Source organism: Muricoccus harenae, assembly GCF_009848505.1.
Taxonomy (GTDB): domain Bacteria; phylum Pseudomonadota; class Alphaproteobacteria; order Acetobacterales; family Acetobacteraceae; genus Roseomonas; species Roseomonas harenae.
This window is the reverse complement of record NZ_WWDL01000003.1, coordinates 47,062-64,772: the sequence shown is the minus strand read 5'-3', so window position 1 is coordinate 64,772 and position 17,711 is coordinate 47,062. Positions and strand designations below refer to the sequence as shown.

Here is a 17,711-nt window from a genome sequence, read left to right as displayed (position 1 = left end):
GGCGCGTGCCGGCGTCAGGTCTCAGCGCCGCCGTTCACCTGGAGCATCTGGCCGGTCACATAGGCGCCGCCATCGCTCACCAGCATTCGCACCACGGCCGCGACCTCGGCCGGCGTGCCCATCCGCCCAGCCGGAACCTTCGAGACATAGCTGTGGCGATGCGTCTCGACGCCGGGCTTGTCGTCATCTGCGGCGATCGGCCCCGGGGAAATGGCGTTCACCGTCACGCCCTTCGGCGCGAATTCCTTTGCCAGCGCCTTGGTCAGGCCCCAGAGCCCGTGCTTCGCTACGGAAACCGGCGCGCGGCCGGCATAGCCATGGATGGCGTTCATGCCGGTGAAGTTCACGATGCGGCCCCAGCCTTGCCCGGCCATACCCGGCAGCAGCGCCTGCGACAGCCACACGGCCGCCTCCAGGTCCACCGCCATCACCCGGCTCCAATCCTCGGGCTGGATTTCCAGGAAGGGCTTCTGCGGACGCAGCGCGGCGTTGTTCACCAGCACCTCCACCGTGCCGAAGGCGGCCAGCGCCTCGGATGCGATGCGGGCACATTCGTCCCGCCGCCCGACATCGCCCATGAGGACCAGCGCCTGCCCGCCAAAGCCGCGCGCCTCCGCCGCCACCGACTCCGCCGCGGCACGATCCGTCGATCCGTTGATGACGACGTCGAACCCATCCTTGGCGAGCCCAAGGGCAACGGCGCGGCCGATGTTACGCCCTGCGCCGGTGATCAGCGCGGTCTTGCGGGCTTTCGTGCTCATTCTTGGCTCCATTCTCGATATCGTCAGGCGGCGCGCTGGACGGATTCGCGCACCTCCCCCCGTGCCGCCAGCATGGCGGACCCGGTGCCGGGCGGCAAAACCGGCAGGATCATCTTGGCATCCGCGGCGCCTGGCCTTTGAACCGGGCCATCATCACCCGGCTCTCCCGGAAAGATGTTCTACCGGCGCGGCGCCGTGGTCCCGAAGGTCAGCACCCCCTGCGTCCCCGCTGCCGGATCCGCATCCCCCGTGAAGGCCATGGCGAAATCCGGCCGCCCCGCCACCCCGGTGGACAGGCGATAGGTGATCTGCCGCGCCACCCCCGCGCCCGGCGCCGGCACCGTGCCGTCGAAGGCGCGCGTCACCGTCAGCCCCGGCCGCGCGACGCCTTCGGCCAGCCGCACGAACAGCGCCTCCGCCGTTTCCACATCCATCCGTTGCAGCCGCATCGAGCAGGCGAGGGGGCGCGAGGTGAGGATCAGCACGATTCCCTGAACCGAACCCCCGCGCGCCACCATCACCTGCCCCGTCGCACCATGCAGCAGCGGCGCGGCGCGTGCCGCGGGCACCGCGGTGAACCCCGCCTCCCGCGCCGCCGCCGCGCTGTCGCCACCCGTCAGCACCCGCGCGCAGATCTGCAGGAAGCTGCCCATCGCCGCTGCCGTCTCATCCGTCAGCGGTCCCGCCGCGCGGGCGGGGAGGGCTGGCAGAACCAGCAGCAAAGCGGGAAGCAGGCGGGCGGCCAGGGAAAGCCGGAACCGGTCAAGAAGGGACATGCCCTTCCAATGGAGGCCCGCTAGGCTCCGGACAAGCCGGGGGCGCCAGTACCTGTCCCGCGAAGTGCACCGAGGAACCGCCATGCCGCTCGACACTCCCAGCGCCTTCGACCTGCCGGAGGACACGAAGGCCCTGCGCGAAACCGCCCAGGACTTCGCCCGGGATGTCCTGGCCCCGAAGGCGCTGGAATGGGACGCCGCCCGCCACTTCCCGGTGGAGGAGATGCGCCAGGCCGCCGCCCTCGGCATGGCCGCCCTCTATGTCCGCGAGGAATCGGGCGGCGCCGGCCTCACCCGCCTGGATGCGGCGGTGGTCTTCGAAGCCCTGGCCACCGGCTGCCCCACGACCAGCGCCTTTCTATCCATCCACAACATGGTCGCCTGGATGATCGACCGCTGGGGCACGGACGCCCAGCGCGCCGAGCACCTGCCCTCCCTCGTCACCATGGAACGCATCGCCTCCTACTGCCTGACCGAGCCGGGATCGGGCAGCGACGCCGCCGCGCTGCGCACCCGCGCCGCCCGCGACAACGAGGGCTATGTCCTCAACGGCTCCAAGCAGTTCATCTCCGGCGCCGGCACCTCCGACCTCTACCTCACCATGGTCCGTACAGGCGGGGAGGGGCCCGATGGCATCTCCGCCCTCCTCATCCCGAAGGACACGCCGGGTCTCTCCTTCGGCGCGAATGAGAAGAAGATGGGCTGGAACGCCCAGCCCACTCGCGCCATGGATTTCCAGGACGCCCGCGTCACCGCCGACGCCCTGCTCGGTGAGGAAGGCCAGGGCTTCCGCATGGCCATGGCTGGGTTGGACGGCGGCCGGCTGAACATCGCCGCCTGCTCCCTCGGCGGCGCCCAGCGCGCCCTCGACATCGCCCTCGACTACACGCGCGAGCGCCGCGCCTTCGGCAAGCCCATCGCGGATTTCCAGGCCACGCAATTCCGTCTCGCCGACATGGCGACCGAGTTGGAAGCCGCCCGCTCCCTCCTCTGGCGCGCCTGCGCGAAGCTGGATGCGAAATCCCCCGATGCCGGACCTTTCTGCGCCATGGCCAAGCGCTTCGCGACCGACACCGGCCACCGCGTCGCGGACGAAGCCCTCCAGCTCCTTGGCGGCTACGGCTACCTGCACGACTACGGCGTGGAGAAGATCGTTCGCGACCTCCGCGTCCACCGCATCCTTGAGGGCACCAACGAGATCATGCGCGTCATCACCGCCCGGCACCTGCTCGGACGCCGCTGACGCACCGCGTTGACAGTTTCGTGATCCCCCAGCACTCTCGCGGAACGAAATCCAGCGCCGCACCCGCCAGGGGCTGGCGCGGCCGTGAAGGAGACATCATGCCGCGCCGGCCCGCACTCCTTCCGGCCCTTGCGGCTCTCGCCCTTCTCGCTGCGGCCCAGCCCAGCTTCGCCCAGGGACAGCTCCGTAGCATTGTCGTTCCGCCCCGCGGCGCCCCACGCCTCGCGGCCCGCCCTGCAAGCGTTCCTCTGCCCGCCGCATCCGGCGCACCGGTGACGCTGCCCGCCACCGGCACTGGCCTCGCCGCCCCTATCGCCGGGCTGATCCTGCCGGCCATCGCCGGCGCCCTGCTCGGCGGCAGCATCGCAGGCTCCCAGGGCGGCGGCACCTCGGGACCGGCACGCACGCGCTGACAGCGCGCCGGGCGATAGCCGGCCTTCCCTGGCCCACCCATTGCTTGCACCCTGCCGCGCCCATGGGGGCTGGAGTGCCGCATGTTCATCGATACCGACCGCTTCCTTCAGGACCTCGACACGCTGCGCCGCATCGGCGCCTACAGGACCGGCGTCCACCGCCCGACCTATTCCCCCGGTGACATGGAAAGCCGCCGCTGGCTGATGCGGCAGATGGCGGAGGTCGGCCTCGAACCCGTCATCGACGGCATCGGCAACGTCCTCGGCCGCCACAAGGGCGAAGGCCCGCACATCCTCGCCGGCAGCCATCTCGAGACGCAAAATCACGCCGGCTGGCTGGACGGCGCGCTCGGCGTCATCTCCGCGCTCGCGCTCGCCCGCGCCGGCCTCCCCGTCGATGTCTGCGCCTATGCCGATGAGGAGGCGCATTTCGGCAGCGGCTTCCTCGGCAGCCGCTCCCTGATCGGTGCGCTGCCCGAGCAGGAGATCGACGAAAGCCGCAACCGCTTCGACGGCACGCCCCTGCGCGACGCCCTCGCCGCCGCAGGCCTCGCCGGCCTGCCACGCCTCAGCCTCGACGCTACCCGCTACAAGGGCGCCTTCGAGATGCATATCGAGCAGGGCACGCAGCTCGAGAATGCCGGAATGCGCATCGGCGTCGTCACCGGCATCGTCGGCGTTCGCCAATGGCTGATGTCCTTCGAGGGCAAGCAGGACCACACCGGCGGCACCACCATGGCCGAGCGCCGCGATGCCGGCGTGGCCGCCATGCGCGTCCTCCACGCCATCGACACCGAATTCCCCCGCGTCTGCGGCGAGCGCACCACCTGGACCACCGGCCGCATCGTGCTCGACCCGAACGCGCCCCACGTCATTCCCGCCCGTGCCGAGGTCACCTTCCAGTTCCGCGACGTCGACACTGCGGTGATGGACCGGCTGGAAGCCTGCCTCCGCGCCATCGTCCAGGAGAGCAACCGCCGCGACCGCTGCCCCGCCACCCTTACGCAGCTGAGCCGCGCCGAACCCGCCCCCTGCGATCCCGCCATGCAATCGGCCCTGGCCTCCGCCGCGCAGGACATCGTTCCCGGCTGCGCCCAGGCGATGCCGAGCGGCGCCATCCACGATAGCCAGCACCTCGCCCGCAAGCTGCCGGTCGCCATGCTCTTCGTCCCATCCAAGGGCGGAATCAGCCACCATTGGACCGAGGACACCGATCGCGACGACCTGGCCCTCGGCATGAAGGTCCTGGCCGAAGGCGCCCGCCGCTTCCTCGAGGGCTGATCACAAGGCCTCCCGGCGGTCCATCCGGCCGCCGGGCACGGCCCGCCCCGGTTCGTCACGTACCATCAACGAGCTGTTCCGCCCGGCACACCCGTCCCGCGCCCACCGCTGTTACGCCGGCCCGAAAGTGGTCTGCTTCAACGGAGCGTCGCCGTGTCACGTGCCTTCTGGAACCACCTGCCGGTCCTGCGGAGCGCAGCCCAGCAACAGGCCTTCGATCAGCGCCAGAAGCTGCGGCTGACCATCACGGGCGCCATCCGCCTCGCGCTTCTCGCCGCCATGCCCGCCGAAGCGCCGCCGCACACATGCGGCCCCGCCGAGCCGCCCGCCTGGCATTGTGCGGAGGACCCACCCGCGGATGGCGGCTGCGGCATGGCGCCGGAGCGGCTGCTTGCCGCGCTCGGTCCCGGCCGTTGCCTGCTCCCCGCCAGCCCTGAGCCACCCGCACACCGCGAAGGCGGGCAGGGCCTGCGCAAAATCCCCTTCCGCCCCGCCGCCCGCCGGGACGGCGAGGCACGCCTTGGCGGCGAGGTCTGATCCCGACGGCAGGTCACCCCTCGGGAGCGCCGCCCACCCCGCACAGCGCCTCGGCCCGCGCCATGCACCCATTCAGCGATTCCGCCAGCGCAGCGGCCAGCGCCCCGGGCTCCCGCGCCTCCGGCAGGATCGGCGCCCCCACCACCGCCACGCAGCGCGCGAAGGGCAGGGGAAGGATCATCCGGTCCCAGGACCCCATCCGCCGGGACGGCACCGCATAGGCCCCGCAGGGCACGATCGGCACCCCCGCCATGGCAGCCAGCCGCACCGGCCCCTCGGAAACCTCGCGCCGCGGCCCGCGCGGCCCATCCGGCACCACCACTGCGATTCCGCCCGCGCGAACCCCGCGCAGCAGGTTCAGCCCCGCCTCACGCCCGCCACGCGAGGAACTGCCCGCCACCACCGTCAGCCCGTATTTCCCGAGCGCCGAGGAAATCATCGTCCCGTCCCGGCTGCGCGATACCAGCACCAGCCCCGGCTTGCGCGGAACGGACGCATCCAGCCCTTCCCAGAACCGCGCCCAGGCCAGCGGCATGATCGGCAGGCATTCATGCCAGAAGGCCATGACGAAGCCCTCCGGCCGCCTGGCCAGCTCCCGCAGCGGCTCCGTTCCATGCAGCTCCCAACGCGCAGTGCGATGGCAGAGGCCGAGATACCAGCCCACCACGCCCCACAGAGCCCGGCTCTTCCCCACCGCCTTGAGCCCGCGCGAAAGCGGGCCCTTCCGTCGCTTCGCCATCAGGCGCCCCGCTGTGAGAATGGCCGGGCCGGCCCGGTGGCAATGGGAATCACGGGAACGTCCAAGCCGGGAAAACTCCCATACCGAATGCTTCGCCTGTCCGGCGCCGGCCCCGGGAACGGGGCGCGGAATGCAATGCGGCGCTGCCCCTGGGGCTGCGCCGCGCCGCGATCCGCCCTATTCCCTCTGGCGAGCGCCACCCGCAAGCCCCAGCAGAAGGGCCGGGCGGCCCGCACCGGAACTGGCAACGAGAACCAAGGACCCGCCCATGCCCAGCCGCGAAGCCGCCATCGCCCGCGCCCAGTCAGAGTTCGACAGCGGGGCCTTCCGCGCCCGCCTCGCCAAGCTGATCGCCTATCCCTCCACCTCCCAGGATCCCGGGCATGTTCCGGACTGCATGCGTTACCTGGAGGAGGGCATCCAGCCCTGGCTGGCCCGCATGGGCTTCGAATCCAGCATCCACCCGAACCCGGTCGAGGGCTGCGGCCCCATTCTGATCGCCAGCCGCGTCGAGGACCCCTCCCGCCCCACGGCCCTCCTCTACGGCCATGGCGACACGGTGCGCGGCCTCGCCGACCAGTGGTCCGAGGGCCTCGACCCCTGGACCCTCACCGAGAAGGACGGCCTCTGGTACGGCCGCGGCACCGCCGACAACAAAGGCCAGCACATCATCAACCTCGCCGCCCTTGAGGCGGTGCTCGCAGAGCGCGGCGGCAAGCTCGGCGCCAACATCAAGCTCGTGCTGGAGATGTCCGAGGAGCTGGGCTCCAAGGGCTTGCGCGAATTCATCGCCTCCAAGGCGGATGCGCTGGCCGCGGACGCCCTCATCGCCTCCGACGGCCCCCGCGTGGAGCCCGCGCTTCCCACCATCGCAGCCGGCTCCCGCGGCAGCTTCATGTTCGACCTTGTGGTGAAGCTGCGCCAGGGCGGCGTGCATTCCGGCCATTGGGGCGGGCTGACGATAGACCCGGCCATCATCCTCTCCCACGCCATCGCCAGCATCACGGACAAGAACGGCAAGATCCTCGTCCGCGACTGGCTCCCGGGGGAATCCGTTCCCCCCGCCATCCGCGCCGCCCTCGAAGGCTGCCCGGTCGGGGGCGGGGAGGGCGCCGCCACCATCGACGAAGGCTGGGGCGAGCCCGGCCTCACCTCCGCCGAGAAGATCTATGGCTGGGCCTCCTTCATCGTCCTCGCCATGCTCAGCGGCCGCCCGGAGGCACCGGTGAACGCCGTCGCCCCCGATGCCCGCGCCGCCTGCCAGATCCGCTACACGGGCGATTCCGACCCGGAGAAATTCGTCCCCGCCCTGCGCGCCCATCTCGACGCGCATGGCTTCCAGATGGTCGCCATCGAGAAGTCCGGCATCCGCATGCCCGCCAGCCGCACCCCGCCCGACAATCCCTGGGTGCTCTGGACCAAGGCGAGCATGGAGAAGTCCCTGAACACCCGCGTCCAGGTCACGCCCAACGCATCGGGCGGCCTCCCCGGAGACGTCTTCATCGACCTGCTCGGCACGCCGCTTGTCTGGGTTCCCCACTCCTACAACGGCTGCAAGCAGCACGGTCCGGATGAGCACGTCATCCCCGCTATGATGCGCGAAGGCCTCACCGCTTTCGCCGGCATCTGGTGGGACCTGGGCGAGCCCGGCACGCCCGCGCGCTGACCGCATGAAACCGGCCGGGCAACCGCCCGGCCGGACCATGCTCCACCCTCTGGAAAGCACCGCGGAAGCGGCTGCCCCAAAGACGCCACAGCCGGGTCACCCTTCCTCACGCGCCCGGCCTCTGCCTGTTACATTCGTGCGCCATCTTCCTCCTGTCTCAAGGAGGGACACCCAAGTGAACCGCAAGATCACCCTCGCCGCCCTCGTCGTCACCCTCGGCGTCGGCGCCCTTGGCGCCACCGCTCCCGCCTTTTCCCAGGAGCCCGCCCGCCGCGGCGGCGGCCAGCTCTTCCAGCAGGCCGACACCAACAACGATGGCCGCGTCACCGCCGACGAGGCCTGGACCGGCCTCTCCGCCCGCTTCGCCGCGGCCGATGCCAACAAGGATGGCGGCGTGAGCTGGGAGGAGTTCCACAGCTACGCCCAAGGCCAGATGGCCAGCCGCCGCGGTGACCGCCCGGCCCCGCCGGCCGGCCGCCTGGCCCGGATGGAGCAGCGCAGCCAGGGCTTCTTCCGCGCCATCGATGCGGACCGCGACGGCAAGGTCACCCTCACGGAGCTCCGCCCCTTCGCGGACGCCATGTTCCGCGCCCGCGATGCCAATGCGGACAATGCGCTGAGCCGGGACGAGATCCGGCCGCAGCACGCCCGCGGGCATCGCCCGGACAGGACCCAGCAGCAGCCGGCGCAGCAGCAGTAACAGGAAGGCCGGGGGAAGGAATTCCCCCGGACCCCCTTTCTTTTTCTTCGAGAAAGCGCGCGCAGAACTGTTGTCGCCATCCCGGGGGCGGGGTGGCGGCGGCGTCGTTTGGAAGGGGAATTTTCCGGCGGATACCAGCCCGGTGAGGGGCGGTGGTGGGCGCGACAGGGATTGAACCTGTGACCCTTCGCGTGTGAAGCGAATGCTCTCCCGCTGAGCTACGCGCCCGGAGTGGGCGGGGGATATCCCTGCGGTGCGGACCCTGTCAAGGCGACCTCTGGCGAAACTTCCGCCCAGATCCGATCTTCCACGAATCCCGATGCAAGGCATGGCATGACCCCCCGACGGCACGGCCGAACCGCCCTCCTGGCCTGCGCCTTGCTGGTGCCGACCATGGGCGCCCAAGCGGAACCCATCGCCGCCACCTACACGGTCCATGCCGCCGGCCTGACGATCATGGAGCTGAACACCACGATCGACATCACCGAGCAGGGCTATTCCGTCGAGTTCCGCTCCCGCCTCCGCGGCGTGGTCTCCGCCTTCGGCGGCGGCCAGAGCACCACCCGCGTCGAAGGCGTTTGGGAAGGCAACACGGCCCGGCCCCGCCGCTACGTCTCCGAAGGCGTCTGGCGCGGAGAACCCCGGCGCACCGTGGTCGAATGGCCCGGCGGCCAGCCCGTCATCCGCACCATGGTCCCACCCAATGACGAGGAGCGCGAACCGGTTCCAGAGACCGCGCGGCGCGACACCATCGACAACCTCTCCGCCATCGCCCAACTCATCCGCCAGGTCCGGCGGGAGGGCACCTGCAACGGCACGGCCCGCGTCTTCGATGGCCGCCGCCTGAGCGAGATGGCCGCCGCCCCCCAGGGCCGCGACCGCTTCCCACCGGCCCGGGACGACTGGTCCGGCGTCGCCCTGAAATGCGCCTTCGAGGGCCGCTTCCTCGCCGGCTTCCGCAAGGGCGAGGATCTGGAAGCGGCCCGCCGTCCGCAATCCGGCGTCGCCTGGCTCGCCGAACTCCAGCCCGGCCTGCCGCCCCTGCCGGTCCGCATCGAATCCGCCAACCGCTGGTTCGGCACCGTCACTGCCCGCCTGGCCAGCTACGGCCCACCCGGACAGCTCCGCGCCGCGAGCAACTGATCCCGGTCCCAGTCCGCTCGTTACTTGAGCTGGCTGTCCTTGCTGCCCCTGCGGTTGAACCCGAAATTCGCCGGACGGCGATCAAGCACCGACTGACACGTTATGCAGGTTCGCGCGCCGGGCAGTGCAAGGCGGCGCGCTTCCGGGATATCATCGCCGCATTCCAGACAATGCAGTCCTGCTTCCCCCGTCGGAAGGCGGGCACGCGCCCTCATCACCCCATCGGTGACGGTATCGTCGATCTGATCCTGCACGGCTCCGTCCGGAGCCCATCCGTTCGCCATCGTCGCTCCCGACCCGCTTGGTATCGACCGAGTTACAGATGGCGATCGCCGTCCTGTCTTCAACGCGCGGGTCTTCAACGCGCGGGCGAGGTCTCCGGCCCGGTCACCCAGCATCGCCGCCCGCGGACGGGGGAAGCTATCCGATCCCCAGCCCCGCCAGCAGCCCCGGCAGGTCGCCCGGTGCGGCCGCCACCGGCGCGCCCTCGGCCATCTCCGGCTCGCCATAGCCCCAGGAGGCGAAGACCGCCGCGATTCCCGCGGCCTTCGCCGCCCGCGTGTCGTTGTGATGGTCCCCGATCAGCACGGCGCGGGACGCCTCCGCCCCCATTCGCGCCAGGATGCCGAGCGGATGCCCCGGATGCGGCTTGCGCACGGGAAAGCTGTCGCCGCCCCCCACCGCCTCAAGCAGCGGCGAAAGCCCCTGGTCGTCCAGGATGATTCGCGCCGCCTTCTCCGGCTTGTTGGTGCAGACCGCCAACCTCCACCCGGCCGCCTTCAGCGCCGCCAGCGCCTCCGGAATCCCCGCGAAGGGCCGCGTCTCATCCGCCGCATGCGCCTCGTAATCCTCGAGGAACACCGCCACCAGCTCCGGCGAGAAGGCCAGGTTCCGCGCGGCGCAGGCCCGCTGGACCAGCACCGTCACCCCATCCCCGATCATCCGCCGCACCTCGTCCCGGCTGAAGCCCGGCCGCCCCTGGCCGGTCATCAGCCGGTCCAGCGCGGAATGGAGGTCGGGCGCGCTGTCCAGCAGCGTGCCGTCGAGGTCAAAGAGGGCGATGCGGTCCATGGCGCCCCCCATGCCACCCCGGATTACAGCCCGCAATGCGAGTTGAGGCGGCCTGCCCTTGCGGAACGGGGCCACCCTGGGGCTTATCCCCCCCATGCAAAGGGCCGCCATCCTCCTCGCCGCCGGACTCGGCACCCGGATGCGCTCGGCGCTGCCCAAGGCGCTGCATCCGATCGCCGGCCGGCCAATGCTCAACCACCTGATCGCAGCCTGCGAGCAGGTCTTCGACCGCATCGTGGTCGTCACCGGCCCGGGCATGCCCGCGCTGGAGAAGGCCGCCGCCCCCCATGCCACGGTCGTCCAGCACGAACGCCTCGGCACCGGCCATGCCGCCCTCCAGGCCGCGCCGCTGCTGGAAGACTTCGAGGGCGATGTCGCCGTCCTCTATGCCGACAACCCCCTCATCACCGCCGCCACCCTCCGCCGCCTGACCACAGCGCGCGAGGCGGCCGGCCTCGCCCTGCTGGCGATGCGCCCCGCTGACCCCGCTCGCTACGGCCGCGTCATCCCCCATGAGGATGGCGGCATCGCCCGCGTCACCGAATGGAAGGACGCCAGCGAGGAAGAGCGCGCCATAACCCTCTGCAATGTCGGCGTCATCTGCGCCGCCGCGCCACGCCTCTTCGCCTGGCTGCGCGCCGTCACGAACGACAATGCCGCCGGCGAATACTACCTGACCGATGCCGTGGCGGCCTGCCGCGCCAACGGCTTCCGCGCCGTCGCCGTCGAGGCCGAAGAGGCCGAATGCCGCGGCATCAACTCCCGCATGGAACTCGCGGCCGCCGAGGCCGCCGTCCAGTCCCGCCTGCGCGAGGCCGCCATGGCCGGCGGCGCCACCCTGACCAACCCTGGAAGCGTCACCCTCAGCCACGACACGCGGGTTGGCCAGGACGTCACCATCGGCCCCAATGTCGTCTTCGCCCCCGGCGTCACGGTCGAGGACGAGGTCGAGATCCGGGCCTTCTCCCATCTCGAATCCTGCGTCGTCCGCAAGGGCGCGGTCATCGGCCCCTTCGCACGCCTCCGCCCGGGCACCGAGGTCGGCGAGCGCGCCCATGTCGGCAACTTCGTTGAACTGAAGGCCGCGATCCTCGGGGAGGGCGCCAAGGCGAACCACCTCAGCTATATCGGCGATGCCACAATCGGCGCGGCCACCAATATCGGCGCCGGCACCATCACCTGCAATTACGATGGCTTTGCCAAGCACCGCACCACGGTGGGGCAGGGTGTCTTCATCGGCTCCAACGCCACCCTCGTCGCCCCCGTCACGCTGGGCGACGGCGCCTTCGTCGCGGCGGGCTCCACCATCACCGCCCCGGTCGCACCCGATGCCATGGCCTTCGGCCGTGCGCGCCAGGAACAGAAGGAAGGCCGCGCCGCCGCCTTCCGCGCAACCCGCCGGAAGGAGAAGCCCTGAGATGTGCGGAATCGTCGGCGTCGTCGGCCATGTTGAGGCCGCCCCCCGTCTGCTCGAAGCCCTGCGCCGCCTCGAATACCGCGGCTATGACAGCGCCGGCATCGCCACCCTGGTGAACGGCCATGTCGAGCGCCGCCGCGCCGAGGGCAAGCTCGGCAATCTCGCCACCGTGCTGGAGCAGGACCCGCTTCCCGGCACCATCGGCATCGGCCACACCCGCTGGGCCACCCATGGCGCCCCCACCACGCGCAACGCCCATCCCCACGGCACCACCCGCGTCTCCGTCGTCCATAACGGCATCATCGAGAACCACGCGGAGCTTCGCGCCGAGCTGGAATCCCACGGCGCCGAATTCGAGACCGAGACCGACACCGAGACATTCGCCCGCCTCGTCGACCACCACCTCGCCCGCGGCGACAGCCCGGAGGTCGCCTTCAGCACCGCCCTCAAGCGCGTGCACGGCGCCTTCGCCCTGGCCGCCGTCTTCGCCGGCCATCCCCGCAAGCTCCTCGCCGCCCGCCAGGGCGCCCCGCTCGCCATCGGCTATGGCGAGGGCGAGATGTTCATCGGCTCCGACGCCCTGGCCCTCGCCCCCCTCACGCGCCGCATCGCCTATCTCGACGAAGGCGACTGGGCGGTCGTCAACGACCATGACGCCCAGGTCTTCGACGTGAACGACGCCCCCGTCGAGCGCGCCATCAAGACCACCGCCTTCTCCGGCGCCGCCATCGGCAAGGGCAACTACCGCCACTTCATGGAGAAGGAGCTGCACGAGCACCCGGCGGTGATCGGCGACACGCTGCGCCAGTATATCGACCCCGCCACCCGCTCCGTCGCCCGCCCGCCGCTGCCCTTCGATCCCGCGACCCTGCCGCGCCTCTGGCTCTCCGGCTGCGGCTCGGCCTTCCTCGTCTGCCAGACCGCCCGCTACTGGTTCGAGACCCTCTCGCGCCTGCCTTGCGACGCCGATGTCGCCAGCGAGCTCCGCTACCGCGACCCGCCGCTCACCAAGGGCGGCGCCGCCATGTTCGTCTCCCAGTCCGGCGAGACGGCGGACAACCTGGCCGCGATGAAGCTGCTCCGCACCGGCGGCCAGTCCCTCGTCTCCGTGGTGAACGTCCCCGAGAGCACCATGTCGCGCGAGAGCGACGCGGCGCTGATGACCGTCGCCGGCCCGGAGATCAGCGTCGCCTCCACCAAGGCCTTCACCGCGCAGCTCTCCGTCATGGCCTGCCTCGCGCTGAACTTCGCCCGCGCCCGCGGCGCCATCGACGCCGCCGAGGAGGCCCGCCTCACCGCCGCCCTGCTCGAAGTGCCCGAGCACGCGGCCCATCTCCTCGACTCCACCGCCGAGATCGAGGCCGTCGCCGCCGACATTGTCGGCGCGCGGGATGTCCTCTACCTCGCGCGCGGCAGCCTCTTCCCCATCGCCATGGAAGGCGCGCTGAAGCTCAAGGAGATCTCCTACATCCACGCCGAGGGTTATGCGGCGGGCGAGATGAAGCACGGCCCGATCGCCCTGATCGACGCCAGCGTGCCCGTGATCGCCCTTTGCCCCAGCGGACCGCTTTTCGAGAAAACCGCCTCCAACCTGCAGGAGGCCGCGGCCCGCGGCGGCCGCATCATCGCCTTCACCGACGAGGACGGCGCTCCCGCCCTCCGCCGCTTCGCTTCCCGCGTCGTGGTGCTGCCGAAGGTCGATCCCTTCGTCGCCCCCATCCTGCACACCATCCCCGTGCAGATGCTCGCCTATCATGTGGCGGTGCTGAAGGGCACGGATGTCGACCAGCCGCGCAACCTCGCCAAGGCCGTGACGGTGGAGTAGTGCCGCGCGGCGGCGAAACGGTACCGCCCCTCCGCCGTTGATCCCGCATGCTCCAGGCGATCGCGATACGCTTCCCGGCACCGGCAGCGGAGCACGCCTGATGCCCCGCCCGCCAGCCGCAGCCCCCCCGTCGCTGGACCGTCTTGTCGTGAGTCCCCTCCGCCAGGCGATCGCCAGCCAGGTCGCCGCCCTGTTCAACGACCGCAGGCGCGGCGAGAAGCCCGTCCAGCGACGCCCGGACGGGCTGTTCGGCCCGCATGCCGTCGCCTGGCGCGTCCATGGCGACGTCACCTCGATGATGGTCGGCGGCATCGCGGGCCTGCTGCTGCAGATGCTCCACCCGGCCGTTCTCGCCGGCGTCTGGGACCATTCGAACTTCCGCGCCGACATGCATGGCCGCCTGCGCCGCACCGCACGTTTCATCGCCCTGACCACCTATGGCGGAAGGGAGGAGGCGGAAGCGGTGATCGCCCGCGTGCGCGGCATCCACGACCAGGTGCGCGGCACCCTGCCCGATGGCCGCCCCTATGCCGCGAACGACCCCGCGCTGCTGGCCTGGGTCCATGTCACCGAGGCGACGAGCTTTCTTGACGCATGGATCCGCTATGCCGAGCCGTCCATGTCATCCGCCGACCAGGACCGCTACTTTGCCGAGATGGCGCGCATCGGCGTGGCCCTCGGTGCCGATCCCGTTCCCCGCAGCCGCGCCGAGGCACGCGCTCTCATCACCGCCATGCGCCCCCAGCTTCTCTGCGACGACCGCACGCGGGACGTTGCGCGCCTCGTGCTGACGCAGCCCGCGCCCAGCCGCATGGCCGAGCCGCTGCGGAGCATCACCCTGCAGGCGGGGGTGGACCTGCTTCCTGCCTGGGCGCGGCGTATGCACGGGCTGCATTCGCCCGTGCTCAGCCTGCCGCTGGTCCGGGCCGGCACGCTCGGCATCGCCCACACCCTGCGCTGGGCCTTTCACCAACCGGCCCGCCCCGAGGGACGGACCCGCGATCAATCCGCCGTCACGCCCAGCTCGCGCAGGATAGGCCCATAGGCCTGGTACTCGTTCTGGATCAGCTTGGTGAAATCCGCGCGGCTCATGTAATTCACCACGACCCGCATCTGCTTCGTCACGCGCAGGAATTGCTCGTCCTGCACACCGGTGCGGCAGGCCGCCTCCAGCTTGTCCAGCACAGGCTCCGGCGTCCCGGCGGGCGCATAGATGCCGACGGGGCTGTATTGCAGCGCATCGATGCCCTGCTCCCGCGCCGTCGGCACGTCGGGATAATCCGGATGCCGCTTCTCCGAGAACACGGCGATCAGCCGCAGCCGCCCCGTGTTCACCAGCTCCGAGCCGGAGGCGACGACGCCGGCCGAGAAATCCAGCCGCCCGCCCATCAGTTCGTTCAGATGCGGCGGATCGCCGCGGAAGGGAACATGGGTGAAGTCCACCCCGGTCGCCTTCTGCACGCGCCACACGCCAAGCTGCGGCAGCGAGTTCGGCCCCGGGCTGCCGAAGGACATCGCCCGCTTCTTTCCTTCCGCCACCAGGCCAGGAAGGTCGCGGATCGGACTGTCTGCCCGCACGAAGATACCGAGCACATTCTCGTTCGTGCCGCAGACCGGCGCGTAATTTTCCGGCGCCGTGCCCGTGCCCTTGACCATCCAGGGCTGCACCACGATCGCCGTCATCGGCGTGATCCCGATGGTGTGCCCATCCGGCGGCTGCGTCGCGACATAGCGCATCCCCACCACGCCCGAACCGCCATCACGGTTCACCACCACCACGTTCTGCCCCATGGTGCGCGTGAAGTGCTCGCCCAGCGCGCGCGCATAGGCATCCGCTGCACTGCCCGGCGAATAGGGCAGCACGATCGTGATCGGACGATCCGGAAAGGCGAGGGCGGGTGCCGCGCCCAAGGCCGATGCGGCCGCCAGCGCGGCCCCCAGCATGCGTGCCTTCATCGTCATTCCTCCCATGGTCATTCTTCCAGGATGGCCACGGCGCGGGTCCACCCCGCGGAAGCCTTGTGAATCTTCACGGGGAAGCAGGCCACCATGAACCCGTCCGCCGGCAGCGCCTCGAGGTTGGACAGCTTCTCCATGTGGCAGTAGCCAATCTCGCGCCCCGCCCGGTGCCCTTCCCAGATCAGCGACGCATCCCCCGTCTCCTGCACGCGCCGCCGCGTGTGGCTGAATGGCGCGTCCCAGCTCCAGGCATCGGTCCCCACCACGCGCACGCCGCGCTCCAGCAGCCACAGCGTCGCCGCCTTGCCCATGCCGCAGCCGGAATCGATGAAGTCGTCATGGCCATAGCGGCTCGCCGCGCGCGTGTTCACCACCACGATCTCAAGGGGCTGGATCTCATGCCCGATCCGGCGCAACTCCGCCTCCACCTCGGCGGGCTGCACCACATGCCCGTCCGGCAGGTGCCGGAAGTCGAGCTTCACGCCCGGCTGGAAGCACCAGTCCAGCGGCACCTCATCGATTCGCAGCGAAGGCCGCCCGCCCGGCACCAGCGCCTCGTCCATGCGCGAGAAGTAGTGGTAGGGCGCGTCCAGATGCGTGCCGTTATGCGTGGAGATGTTCACCTGCTCCACCGCGGCATATTCGCCCTCCGGCAACGCATCCACCGCCACGCCCATGTACTCCGCCATGGCCGGCGCGGTCTTGTGGTGATCGCGATAGTCGATCTTCGGCAGCATATGCGGCGGGTCGCTCGCGATCCCGGTCCTCAGCGCGACCGAGATGTCGATGATCTTGCGTGGCATGTCCTGTTGTTTCCTCCCCCGCGCCTCAACCGGCGGGCCAGGGCGGCGCCGGCAGGATCTCCGCCCGGCACTCGCCAAATCCGATCGACACCGCGCCTGGCGCATGCGCGCGGCCGCGGAAGATCACCTCATCGCCATCCTCTAGGAAGCGCCGCGTCTCGCCATTGGGCAGTTCGATCGGCCCTGTGAGGATGATCTCGGCCATGCAGGCCCGCGCTTCATCGGTGGGGCCGGAACAGGTGCCGCTGCCCAGCAGGTCGCCCGGCAGCAGGTTGCAGCCATTGCTCGCGTGATGCGTCACCATCTGTGCTGGGGTCCAGGCCATGGTCGCGAAGTCGGTCGCCGTCAGCCGCGCCGGCCCGCTACCCTCCACGCGCATCCGCCGCGTCAGCAGCCAGACCTCCATCGCAATTGCCAGCCCACCCCGCGTACGGTTCCAGTCGGAATCGAAATAGGGCAGGGGAGGCGCCACGCCCTCCGCTCGCGGCGCCGCCGGGACCTCGAAGGGGATCATCGCCTCGGCCGTCACGATCCAGGGCGAGACGCTGGTCGAGAGGCTCTTCGCCAGGAACGGCCCGAGCGGCGGCATCTCCCAGCGCTGCACGTCCCGCGCCGACCAGTCGTTCAGCAGCCCGTAGCCGAACAGCCGCTCCGGCGCCTGAGACATCGGCACCGGCACGCCCAGCGCATTCTCCCCCGCCAGCCAGACTGCCAGTTCCAGCTCGTAATCCAGCGCTTCGGTCGGCCCGAAATACACGCCGTCCTTGCGCTTCCACTGCCCGTTGGGCCGCACCACCGGCTCGCCGCTCACGCGCACCGAACTCGCCCGCGAATGATAGGCCACCGGCAGGCTGTCGAAGGCCGGCGGCAGCGGCGCCACCGGATCCCGCCGCGCGCCAAGCCGCCAGGAATGGTCGCGCGAGGCCATGAAGTCCGAGAAATTCGCGATCGCGCAGGGCAGCTGCATCCGTGCCGCCTGCATTGGCACCAGGATCGCATCGGCCTGGGATGCTGCCGCATTCCCCTCGGCCAGTAGCTCCGAAACCGCGGCCCGCAACGCGCGCGAAGCCGCCCGCCCCATGGCCATCAGCCGGTTCAGGCTCGGCTCCGCCGCTGCCTCGGCCGCCTCGCCGGAGATCAGCCCAGCCTCCAGGGCCGCCCGCAGGTCCAGCACATGATCCCCGATCGCCACCCCGCCGCGCGGCGTGCCGCCTTCGCGGGAGAAGACCCCAAGGGGCAGGTTCTGGATCGGGAAATCGGAATCTGGCGCATGGGCCGAGGTGACCCAGGCCCGACGTTTCGGGTCATGGGTGGAATCGAGGGCGTTCATGCCCCCAGCATTGCGCCCTTGCCCGCCACTGAAAAGAGGAAATATAT

General features: G+C 70.6%; 18 protein-coding genes and 1 tRNA gene. 10 read left to right on the top strand and 9 right to left on the bottom strand.

Going from position 1 to position 17,711, the window contains the following annotated elements:
• Positions 1 to 14: 14 nt before the first annotated feature.
• Both GSE44_RS03795 and GSE44_RS03790 read right to left on the bottom strand, forming a co-directional pair.
• Positions 15 to 761, bottom strand: a complete 747-nt coding sequence (locus GSE44_RS03795) for an SDR family NAD(P)-dependent oxidoreductase (protein ID WP_159347467.1) — start codon at positions 759 to 761, stop codon at positions 15 to 17.
• A gap of 179 nt (positions 762 to 940) precedes the next feature.
• Positions 941 to 1,537: an NMCC_0638 family (lipo)protein gene (locus tag GSE44_RS03790; protein WP_159347466.1), complete on the bottom strand. Its 597-nt coding sequence runs from the start codon at positions 1,535 to 1,537 to the stop codon at positions 941 to 943.
• A gap of 82 nt (positions 1,538 to 1,619) precedes the next feature.
• On the opposite strand from GSE44_RS03790, the gene GSE44_RS03785 reads away from it, so the two are divergent.
• From GSE44_RS03785 to GSE44_RS03770, 4 genes are all read left to right on the top strand, one after another.
• On the top strand, positions 1,620 to 2,780 hold the full coding sequence (locus GSE44_RS03785) for an acyl-CoA dehydrogenase family protein (RefSeq protein WP_159347465.1): 1,161 nt from the start codon (positions 1,620 to 1,622) through the stop codon (positions 2,778 to 2,780).
• 98 nt (positions 2,781 to 2,878) lie between these two features.
• Positions 2,879 to 3,193: a hypothetical protein gene (locus GSE44_RS03780; protein WP_159347464.1), complete on the top strand. Its 315-nt coding sequence runs from the start codon at positions 2,879 to 2,881 to the stop codon at positions 3,191 to 3,193.
• Positions 3,194 to 3,274: 81 nt separating this feature from the next.
• A complete protein-coding gene (locus GSE44_RS03775; RefSeq protein ID WP_159347463.1) occupies positions 3,275 to 4,474 on the top strand; it encodes a Zn-dependent hydrolase in 1,200 nt (399 codons plus the stop codon).
• Between the two features lie 153 nt (positions 4,475 to 4,627).
• Positions 4,628 to 5,011 carry a hypothetical protein gene (locus GSE44_RS03770; RefSeq protein ID WP_159347462.1) on the top strand — a complete coding sequence of 128 codons (384 nt, stop codon included), beginning with the start codon at positions 4,628 to 4,630 and terminating at the stop codon, positions 5,009 to 5,011.
• Between the two features lie 13 nt (positions 5,012 to 5,024).
• Here GSE44_RS03770 and GSE44_RS03765 read toward each other — a convergent pair whose 3' ends face one another.
• A complete protein-coding gene (locus GSE44_RS03765) occupies positions 5,025 to 5,750 on the bottom strand; it encodes a lysophospholipid acyltransferase family protein (protein WP_159347461.1) in 726 nt (241 codons plus the stop codon).
• A 268-nt stretch (positions 5,751 to 6,018) separates the two neighbouring features.
• Here GSE44_RS03765 and GSE44_RS03760 point away from each other — a divergent pair, with 268 nt between their 5' ends.
• Positions 6,019 to 7,416, top strand: coding sequence for a M20/M25/M40 family metallo-hydrolase (locus tag GSE44_RS03760; protein ID WP_159347460.1), 1,398 nt, complete (start codon positions 6,019 to 6,021; stop codon positions 7,414 to 7,416).
• Positions 7,417 to 7,591: 175 nt separating this feature from the next.
• On the top strand, positions 7,592 to 8,116 hold the full coding sequence (locus tag GSE44_RS03755; protein ID WP_159347459.1) for an EF-hand domain-containing protein: 525 nt from the start codon (positions 7,592 to 7,594) through the stop codon (positions 8,114 to 8,116).
• A gap of 153 nt (positions 8,117 to 8,269) precedes the next feature.
• Here the strand turns inward: GSE44_RS03755 and GSE44_RS03750 are convergent.
• Positions 8,270 to 8,344 (bottom strand) — tRNA-Val (locus GSE44_RS03750).
• 105 nt (positions 8,345 to 8,449) lie between these two features.
• Here GSE44_RS03750 and GSE44_RS03745 point away from each other — a divergent pair.
• Positions 8,450 to 9,259: a DUF3108 domain-containing protein gene (locus GSE44_RS03745; protein ID WP_159347458.1), complete on the top strand. Its 810-nt coding sequence runs from the start codon at positions 8,450 to 8,452 to the stop codon at positions 9,257 to 9,259.
• A gap of 20 nt (positions 9,260 to 9,279) precedes the next feature.
• Here GSE44_RS03745 and GSE44_RS03740 read toward each other — a convergent pair whose 3' ends face one another.
• On the bottom strand, positions 9,280 to 9,543 hold the full coding sequence (locus tag GSE44_RS03740) for a DksA/TraR family C4-type zinc finger protein (RefSeq protein ID WP_159347457.1): 264 nt from the start codon (positions 9,541 to 9,543) through the stop codon (positions 9,280 to 9,282).
• 136 nt (positions 9,544 to 9,679) lie between these two features.
• Positions 9,680 to 10,330 (bottom strand): phosphoglycolate phosphatase, encoded by a 651-nt coding sequence (gene gph / locus GSE44_RS03735; RefSeq protein WP_159347456.1) that lies wholly within the window; start codon positions 10,328 to 10,330, stop codon positions 9,680 to 9,682.
• Between the two features lie 94 nt (positions 10,331 to 10,424).
• On the opposite strand from gph, the gene glmU reads away from it, so the two are divergent.
• From glmU to GSE44_RS03720, 3 genes are all read left to right on the top strand, one after another.
• Positions 10,425 to 11,747 (top strand): bifunctional UDP-N-acetylglucosamine diphosphorylase/glucosamine-1-phosphate N-acetyltransferase GlmU, encoded by a 1,323-nt coding sequence (gene glmU, locus GSE44_RS03730; protein ID WP_159347455.1) that lies wholly within the window; start codon positions 10,425 to 10,427, stop codon positions 11,745 to 11,747.
• 1 nt (position 11,748) lies between these two features.
• Positions 11,749 to 13,572 carry a glutamine--fructose-6-phosphate transaminase (isomerizing) gene (gene glmS, locus GSE44_RS03725; protein ID WP_159347454.1) on the top strand — a complete coding sequence of 608 codons (1,824 nt, stop codon included), beginning with the start codon at positions 11,749 to 11,751 and terminating at the stop codon, positions 13,570 to 13,572.
• 148 nt (positions 13,573 to 13,720) lie between these two features.
• Complete coding sequence (locus GSE44_RS03720; protein WP_235924539.1) at positions 13,721 to 14,617, top strand: oxygenase MpaB family protein; 897 nt, start codon at positions 13,721 to 13,723, stop codon at positions 14,615 to 14,617.
• Here GSE44_RS03720 and GSE44_RS03715 read toward each other — a convergent pair.
• From GSE44_RS03715 to fahA, 3 genes are read right to left on the bottom strand one after another with little or no spacing between them, the layout of a single operon-like run.
• Entirely contained in the window at positions 14,575 to 15,528 is a 954-nt protein-coding gene (locus tag GSE44_RS03715; RefSeq protein WP_159347452.1) for a Bug family tripartite tricarboxylate transporter substrate binding protein, read from the bottom strand. The two genes, GSE44_RS03720 and GSE44_RS03715, sit on opposite strands and share 43 nt — an antisense overlap.
• A gap of 17 nt (positions 15,529 to 15,545) precedes the next feature.
• On the bottom strand, positions 15,546 to 16,334 hold the full coding sequence (locus GSE44_RS03710; protein ID WP_159347451.1) for a cyclase family protein: 789 nt from the start codon (positions 16,332 to 16,334) through the stop codon (positions 15,546 to 15,548).
• A 25-nt stretch (positions 16,335 to 16,359) separates the two neighbouring features.
• Positions 16,360 to 17,664 carry a fumarylacetoacetase gene (fahA, locus tag GSE44_RS03705; protein WP_159347450.1) on the bottom strand — a complete coding sequence of 435 codons (1,305 nt, stop codon included), beginning with the start codon at positions 17,662 to 17,664 and terminating at the stop codon, positions 16,360 to 16,362.
• Between the last annotated feature and the right edge of the window lie 47 nt (positions 17,665 to 17,711).